The 7,552-nt window shown below is 48.0% G+C and carries 10 protein-coding genes; 5 read left to right on the forward strand and 5 right to left on the reverse strand.

The features are described 5' to 3' along the window. The 5 genes from ACPLUI_RS08480 to dnaA all read right to left on the reverse strand — a co-directional run. The coding region (locus ACPLUI_RS08480) for an ATP-binding protein (RefSeq protein ID WP_424659830.1) at window positions 1-1,156 on the reverse strand (1,156 nt) is incomplete at its 3' end. A 98-nt stretch (window positions 1,157-1,254) separates the two neighbouring features. After that, window positions 1,255-1,509: an extracellular matrix regulator RemB gene (gene remB / locus ACPLUI_RS08485; protein WP_424659831.1), complete on the reverse strand. Its 255-nt coding sequence runs from the start codon at window positions 1,507-1,509 to the stop codon at window positions 1,255-1,257. Window positions 1,510-1,523: 14 nt separating this feature from the next. Continuing rightward, entirely contained in the window at window positions 1,524-2,621 is a 1,098-nt protein-coding gene (gene recF / locus ACPLUI_RS08490) for a DNA replication/repair protein RecF (protein ID WP_424659832.1), read from the reverse strand. 27 nt (window positions 2,622-2,648) lie between these two features. Beyond that, window positions 2,649-3,764: a DNA polymerase III subunit beta gene (gene dnaN / locus ACPLUI_RS08495; protein WP_424659833.1), complete on the reverse strand. Its 1,116-nt coding sequence runs from the start codon at window positions 3,762-3,764 to the stop codon at window positions 2,649-2,651. A gap of 179 nt (window positions 3,765-3,943) precedes the next feature. Further along, on the reverse strand, window positions 3,944-5,284 hold the full coding sequence (gene dnaA / locus ACPLUI_RS08500) for a chromosomal replication initiator protein DnaA (RefSeq protein ID WP_424659834.1): 1,341 nt from the start codon (window positions 5,282-5,284) through the stop codon (window positions 3,944-3,946). A 392-nt stretch (window positions 5,285-5,676) separates the two neighbouring features. On the opposite strand from dnaA, the gene rpmH reads away from it, so the two are divergent. From rpmH to jag, 5 genes are all read left to right on the forward strand, one after another. After that, the gene (gene rpmH / locus ACPLUI_RS08505) at window positions 5,677-5,811 is read left to right on the forward strand and encodes a 50S ribosomal protein L34 (protein WP_424659835.1); all 135 of its coding nucleotides are present in this window, start codon (window positions 5,677-5,679) and stop codon (window positions 5,809-5,811) included. A 90-nt stretch (window positions 5,812-5,901) separates the two neighbouring features. Then, complete coding sequence (gene rnpA, locus ACPLUI_RS08510; RefSeq protein WP_424659836.1) at window positions 5,902-6,240, forward strand: ribonuclease P protein component; 339 nt, start codon at window positions 5,902-5,904, stop codon at window positions 6,238-6,240. Window positions 6,241-6,242: 2 nt separating this feature from the next. Further along, window positions 6,243-6,455, forward strand: coding sequence for a membrane protein insertion efficiency factor YidD (gene yidD, locus ACPLUI_RS08515; protein ID WP_424659839.1), 213 nt, complete (start codon window positions 6,243-6,245; stop codon window positions 6,453-6,455). Between the two features lie 15 nt (window positions 6,456-6,470). Continuing rightward, the gene (locus ACPLUI_RS08520) at window positions 6,471-7,157 is read left to right on the forward strand and encodes a YidC/Oxa1 family membrane protein insertase (RefSeq protein WP_424659837.1); all 687 of its coding nucleotides are present in this window, start codon (window positions 6,471-6,473) and stop codon (window positions 7,155-7,157) included. Next, on the forward strand, window positions 7,132-7,552 hold a 421-nt coding region (gene jag / locus ACPLUI_RS08525; RefSeq protein ID WP_424659838.1), incomplete at its 3' end, for an RNA-binding cell elongation regulator Jag/EloR. The genes ACPLUI_RS08520 and jag, both read left to right, overlap by 26 nt.

Here is a 7,552-nt window from a genome sequence, read left to right on the forward strand (position 1 = left end):
CACGGGCCCGGGCTGCAGTAATAGCTTTCTCCAGTATCTTGCGGGCAACACCTGGATTTTCCTCCAGGAAGGTGGCCAATCCGTCCGCGACCACTGTGTCCACAATTCCCCGCACTTCACTGTTCCCCAGTTTGGTTTTGGTCTGGCCTTCAAACTGGGGTTCGGGCACCTTGACACTGATTACAGCTGTCAGTCCCTCCCGGATGTCTTCTCCTGTGAGGGTCGTGGTGCCGTTTTTTAAGAGGTTGTATTTTTTCCCGTAGTCGTTGACGACGCGGGTGAGAGCGCTCTTAAAGCCGGCTTCATGGGTACCTCCGTCCACGGTGTGGATGTTGTTAACGTAGGAAAACAGGCTTTCCACGTAGCCTTCCGTATACTGGAGCGCCACTTCCACCTGGACGTTATCCCGCTCACCGGAAATATAAATTGGCCGGTCATGCAGGACTTCCTTGTTTTTATTCAAATAGCCCACAAAATCCCTGAGGCCGCCGTCATGCTGATAAACGATCTCCTGGTTTGTCCTTTCGTCCCGGAAGATAATTTTAATACCCCGGTTTAAAAAAGACAGTTCCCGTAGCCGCTGGTTTAAGGTTTCGTGATTAAAGACAAGCTCTTCAAAAATTTCCGGATCCGGTTTAAAGGAAACCTTGGTACCCGTTGTTTGAGCAGTCCCTATGGTTTTTAAAGGGGTAACTGCCTTCCCCCGTTCATAGCGCTGGTGGTAAACATGCCCATCCCGGCGAATTTCCACTTCCAGCCACTCGGAGAGAGCATTAACCACCGACACCCCTACTCCGTGCAGTCCACCGGAAACTTTATATACTGTCCCGCCGAATTTACCCCCGGCGTGCAGCATGGTGAGAACTGTCTCCACCGCCGGCAGGCCTGTTTTGGGGTGAATATCCACAGGGATTCCGCGGCCGTTGTCAATAACCGTCACACTGTTGTCTTTATGGACAATCACTTCTATCCGGTCGCAAAAACCGGCCATGGCCTCGTCTATGCTGTTGTCCACCACTTCATAAACCAGGTGATGCAGCCCCCGGGGACCGGTGCTCCCGATATACATCCCCGGGCGGCGGCGCACTGCTTCCAGTCCCTCAAGCACCTGGATTTCCTCTGCACCGTAACGATTGTTTATCTCCTGTTCCAGCAAGGCCGGGACCTCCATTTCCAAAAACAAATTCCCAGGAATTGTTCTTGTAATCATTTATTTTACATTAAATAATTATAACCGTATTTGTGCTTATTCAGCTAATCTTCGGCAGAAATTAACATTGCAGCCCTCTTCTTCAACGTGGAACAGGAAATAGGTGAAACGAATACCTGTTCCCGGGTAAGAACAAAAGATTTTTCCTTACCCTTTTCCGCAATAACATGGATAGACTTTTCTCCTCTGGCTAGTTCCAGGAACTCTCTGGTAATGGCGGAATTCCTGGCACGGAAGTTCAAAATAGCGATTATGTCTTTTTTAGGAATGATCACATCTCCGCCAAGATGTAAAAACAAAATCTACCCCCCCCTTAGTAAAGCGCATGTTCCCGGATGATTATAACACGGCCGGCAGGGCCGGTCATATCCCTACATGCCGGCTGGCTGGTCGTTGCAAAGACCTGTGTTTTATCACGAAGATAATCAACCAGTTGCGCTCTCCTGTTTTGATCAAGTTCCGAGAAAACGTCATCCAGGAGCACGACGGGGTAGTCCCCAAAAAAACGTTTTCCCACTTCAAGCTGGGCCAGCTTCAACGCCAGAACCATAGTACGCTGCTGTCCCTGGGAACCGAATCGGCGCACGTCCCGGTCGTTAATGGTGGTGAGAATATCATCCCGGTGAGGACCTATCAAGGTTTGACCTCTATTGATTTCTTCATCAAAAAGCCTGGCTAATTCCCTTATGAAAATATCAACGATTTCCCCTTCTGCAGATGTTCGCTCCAGAGGAATTGAAGAAAGATAGGAGAGACCCGCTTTTTCGTGACCCCCTCCTATCCGGCTGTAAATCTCACGCATCACCGGGGAAAGCTCCGCCAGCAAGCGATAACGCATGTTAATAACTCTGGCTCCCAGGGTTGCAAGTTGCTGGTTCCACGGATCAAGTTCCTGCCGGCTACCGTTTTTAACCCTGATTTTCTGTAACAAGGCGTTCCGCTGTGCCAGTACCTGGTGGTAGCGTCGCAAGCAGAACTGGTAGCCCGGTAGCAGTGGGCCAAGTTCCTGGTCCAGCCAGCGGCGCCGCATAGCAGGACTGCCCTTGATCATCAGCAGGTGGTCCGGAGTAAACACTACAGGCAGCGGGACGGTGTCCATCAACCGGTTACGGCCGCCGTCTGGCCCTTTTTGCTTTTTACCTTCGGATGTTAGTAGTACGACCGCAGTATTTAAGTGCTGTCCTGAAAGATATTTTATTTCCACGCGACAAAAGGTGCTTCCCCAGCGAATTATTTCCCGTTCGCGGTAGGTCCGGAAGGAGTGTCCGGTCAAGCCGTAAAAAATGGCCTCCAGAAGGTTCGTTTTGCCCTGGGCGTTGCCTCCGGTCAGCATGTTCATTGAGGGATCAGGCTGCCAGTGCAAACGGGTATAGCCACGAAAGTTTTCCAGGCGGATCTGTTCAATATACACCCGATTCCCTCCGGCTTTTTGGCGTTCCTATCCTTTGGGTGGTTTGGAAGGTAGCAGCAGGGACAGGTAGTTATCTTCATGCGGCGGTCTCAACACGGCCGCGCTCAGTGGTCCTGTCAACTCCAGCCATAATTCTTCGCTCCCGAGGGCACGCAAGCTATCGCTCATATAACGGGCGTTGAACCATATTTCAACCGGTTCTCCTTCTATTTCACACGTTATCTCTTCCCTAATCCATCCGGCCTGTGCTTGTACGGATACCACACATGTGTTTTCGTAAAGTGAAAATTGTATCACCGGATGTCCATCCCTTACAAGTAGTGATGCTCTTTCCGTTGCTTCAAGTACCTCTCTTGTGACCAGCCTTGCTCTTGTGATGTACTCTCTCGGAATGACCTGTTCGTACGGCGGGTACTGGCCGGCGATCAACCGGGAGGATATTTTTACTGTTTCGGATAGGAAATAAACGTGGTTCTCACCGCAAATGATAGTTATTTCTTTTTCTTCCTCGCCGCCACCGGTGAGCCTGGCCACCTCGTTCAGTGTTTTGCCGGGTATGATTATGTTGATTTTTTGTTCCAGTTCTCTTTCCAGCGGCAGGCTTCGCACTGCCAGGCGGCAGGTATCGGTAGCCACCATCCGCATTACGTTTTGGTCTATTTGTAATAAAACGCCGGTGAAGATCGGCCGCGTCTCATCATTGGAGACAGCGAAAAGTACCTGCCGTAGCATATCTTTCAGCAAGGTCTGGCTTAAGGAGAATTTGAGGCCGTTTTCTATTGCTGGCAGGCGCGGGTATTGTTCGGGTGGAAATCCGTGGATATTTAGCTGTGACGTTCCATAGGTTATTGTGGTACTGGTGCTTTCCCGTAAGGTGTGGAATTTTATGGGCACGTCTGGCAGGTGCCGGACCAGGTCGGCAATGTATTTTATGGGTAAAACTATTGATCCTTCTTCTTCCATTTCTACGTTCGCTGTACACTGTATGGTAAGTTCCATGTCGGAACCCGTTACAGTTAAGCTGTTTCCGTATAATTCCAGAAGAATGCCGGATAGGATTGGCAGCGGCGAACGCGTGGAAACAACTTTCTGCACTGTTCCTATTGTACTTGCCAGTACCGGTTTGCTCGTCGTAAATTTCACGGGTTTTTCCCCCACATTCATGATCAAGCTTTTTATATAAACTAATTTAGTAGTAATACATAGTAAGGCTTGTGTACTTGTGGATAAGTGTTTTTTCTCTTTAATCGTCACAGTAATTTGACGCTCTCATCTTGTGGATAACTGAGCATACTTTTAAAGATATTCTGGCCGGTTATTTCCTAAGTTTCTTCCTTGATTTTTTGTCGTATTTCCCTTATTGCTTCCTCCAGCAGTGGGTCTGCAGCCAGCTGCGTGCTGATTTTTTCACAGGCGTGGAGAACCGTTGTATGGTCTCTTCCACCGAAGGCGTCCCCAATCTGCGGAAGTGATAAATCTGTTAATTCACGTGTCAGGTACATGGCGATCTGTCGTGGAAAAGCCACGTTGCGGCTGCGTCTTTTTGATTTGAAATCCTCGGCTTTCAGCCCGTAGTAAGCGGCTACTTTTTCCTGGATTAACTGTACCGTAATTTGTTTGGGTGTTTTTGTGGGCAGGATGTCCTTCAGGATATCCCTGGCCAGCTGGGTGGTAATTTGTTGCTTGTACAGGGAAGCATAAGCTACCACCCTGATGAGAGCCCCCTCGAGTTCACGTATATTTGATGTAATCTGCTGTGCTATATATTCCAGAGTTTCATCGGGTACGTTGACGTGGTCGAGGGTAGCCTTCTTTCTTAATATTGCAATTCTTGTTTCCAGGTCTGGCGGTTGGATATCTGTTATCAAACCCCATTCGAATCTGGATCGAAGCCTGTCTTCCAGTGTTGGTATCTCTTTAGGAGGCCGGTCGCTGGAGATTACTATTTGCTTGTTGGCTTCATATAAGGTATTGAACGTATGGAAAAATTCTTCCTGAGTCCGTTCCTTTCCTGCTAGAAACTGGATATCGTCAATAAGCAGTATGTCCATGCCCCGGTATTTGTTGCGAAATTCCACTGCCCGCTTCTCTGCGATGGCATTAATCAACTCATTGGTGAATTTCTCTGATGTAACGTAAACAATGCGGTTTTGGGTACCACGTTCCATTATATAGTGGCTTATGGCATGCATGAGGTGTGTTTTGCCCAGACCCACCCCTCCGTAAATAAATAGAGGGTTGTATGTTTGAGCCGGGGATTCGGCTACTGCCATACAGGCTGCGTGTGCGAACCTGTTACTGTTTCCCACGACGAAGGTATCAAAAGTATAGCGTGGGTTTAGCGGGCAGGTTTCCATGGCGACGGAGGGCGTGGATTTACGTATTCTGTTTAATAACTTATCATTAACTTCTTCGGCTGGTAGAAATTGTACTTCAATTTCATCTTTTAAAATTTCTTGTAGATGGTTTTTAATTATGGACGCATAGCGTGTGATCAGCCAGTCCCGGTAGAAGTGGTTGGGTACCTGGATAAAAAATGTACTGCGATGAAATCCAAGGGGGAGTACCGATTCCTGCCAGATCTCATATGTTTCAGCGTCCATGCGTGGCTGGATATGACTGAGTAGTTCATCCCAAATATCTGTAATATGTGTTTTTATCATGTGAGGTAACCCCCTGCTCCGTGGACCTTTCTTTGGCAACTTGAAACAATGGCAAATTGAAAAGGCAACTTAAAAAAGCCTCCGCTATCGGTGTGACGGGGCTTACAGCTTCCAACGCCTGATCTACCGGCTTATTAATTATCGACAACTTTGTCCCCAGGTCAATCATAGCCTGTGGATAACTTTCCATCCGGCGCTAGCGATCAAATGATATCAAATTTACGGGGGCTTATCAACCGATAAATTTGCACCCTGTGGATAATTGTGTATATTGTGGACGGGCTTTTTCCGTCCCGGGTTTTTTCTTGACTTGTGAAGGGTTTTTCCTATATAATAACTTGTGATGTGTCTGGTTTTTCCAGTCCGGTATTGTGTTGGGGAGGTGTGATGAATTGAAGCGTACTTATCAGCCCAAGAATAGAAAACGCAAAAAGGTTCATGGTTTTTTAAAGCGTATGTCTACCAGGGCAGGCCGTAATGTGATTAAGAGAAGAAGGCTCAAGGGAAGAAAAAGACTCACTGCATAAGGCCGCTTACCACAAGGGTGGCCTTTTCGTAATTTGTTCGGATGGTTTTAAAAACAATAAATGGCCCGGTGTAATGGAGATTTCACTTACATGGAGATTTTAAAAAAGAAAAAAGATTTTCAAAGGGTCTACCGGCGGGGGTATTCAGCTGCCAGTGGAGCTCTTGTATTGTATTTGTTCCGCAATAAAGGATTGGGACGCCGTTTTGGTTTTTCGGTTGGTAAAAAAACGGGTAAGGCTGTTGTTCGTAACCGTGTGCGTCGTATTCTCAGGGAGATTTGTCGGCTCAATGAAGGGTGGTTTCCGCAGGATTGCGATGTGGTTATCATAGCCCGCAGGGAGGCAGCGGGTAAGAATTATCAGGATCTTTCGGGACAGCTTTATAACCTTGCCAGGAGACTTGGCCGTAAGATTACGGCGAAAGGTTGATCATTGTGAGCTCGACTTTAATTACCATTCTTCGTTTTTACCAGCGTTTTATTTCGCCTCTGAAGCCGCCCAGTTGTCGTTTTTACCCCTCGTGTTCCGAGTATGCTGTACAGGCCGTGTCCAAATATGGTGTGGCTCGTGGCTTGTTGTTAACCATGTGGCGTCTTTTGCGTTGCCATCCCCTTTGCCGGGGTGGCTATGATCCGGTTAAATAGCAAGGAGGGGATGGTTTGTTTCAAGCTCTGGTTAATGGCATGAGTGCTCTGTTGAACTGGCTATATCATCTTACGGAGCTTGCTCATGTAGCCAACTACGGTCTGGCTATTATCCTGCTCACCATACTGGTCAAGATCGTTCTTTACCCGCTTTCTGTCAAGCAGATGCGTTCCATGGTGATTATGCAACAGCTTGCACCAAGGGTCAAGGAGATTCAGGAACGTTACAGTAATAAAGATCCTCAGAAAATGCAGCAGAAGATCATGGAACTGTACAGGGAGCATAATGTGAATCCCATGGCTGGATGCCTGCCGCTTTTGATTCAGATGCCAATTTTGATCGCCCTCTATCGAGCGCTTTTACATTTTAAGTATGCAGTTCCCGCCCATGCCAAGTTTTTATGGGTTCAAAATCTGAGTCAGGTGGGAGACCCTTATTTTATACTTCCGGTTTTAGCTGGTTTGACTACTTATGTGCAATCTCGTATGACCACCAATATGGCCGACCCGACCCAGCGCACCATGTTGATGATCATGCCCATTTTTATTGCGTGGATCAGTTCTACAGTACCTGCAGGCCTGGCCCTGTACTGGGTTGTTTTCAATGCCGCTGGAATTGTACAACAGTATCTGGTGAACAGGCATACCCGAGCTTTGAAGGAGGCGCTAAACACCGGTGGAGGGAGTAGAGAAAACCGCTAAAACTGTTGATGAGGCGGTTTCCCTGGCGCTGGCTCAACTGGGCATTTCACGTGATGAGGCGGAGATTGAAGTTTTAGAGGAACCTTCCAGAGGTTTTTTAGGACTGCTGGGTTCAAGGCCGGCCCGTGTCCGGGTCCGTGTTAAAGATACGCCGTCGCGCCGGGCAAAAGAGTTGCTTGATAAGCTTTTTGAGGCCATGAACCTGCCCGTCAGCATGGCTATTGAAGAGAAGGATAACGATGTGTTTATTGATATAAAGGGTCGTGATGTGGGCATACTGATAGGCAGAAGGGGAGAAACCCTTGACGCCCTCCAGTATCTCGTCAGTCTTTGTGTCAATAAAAATCAGACCCAGCGGTGTAAAGTATTTTTGGATGTGGAAGGGTACCGTCGCA

Origin of the sequence: Desulfofundulus sp. (assembly GCF_049701015.1) — a bacterium.
Classification (GTDB): Bacteria; Bacillota; Desulfotomaculia; order Desulfotomaculales; family Desulfovirgulaceae; genus Desulfofundulus.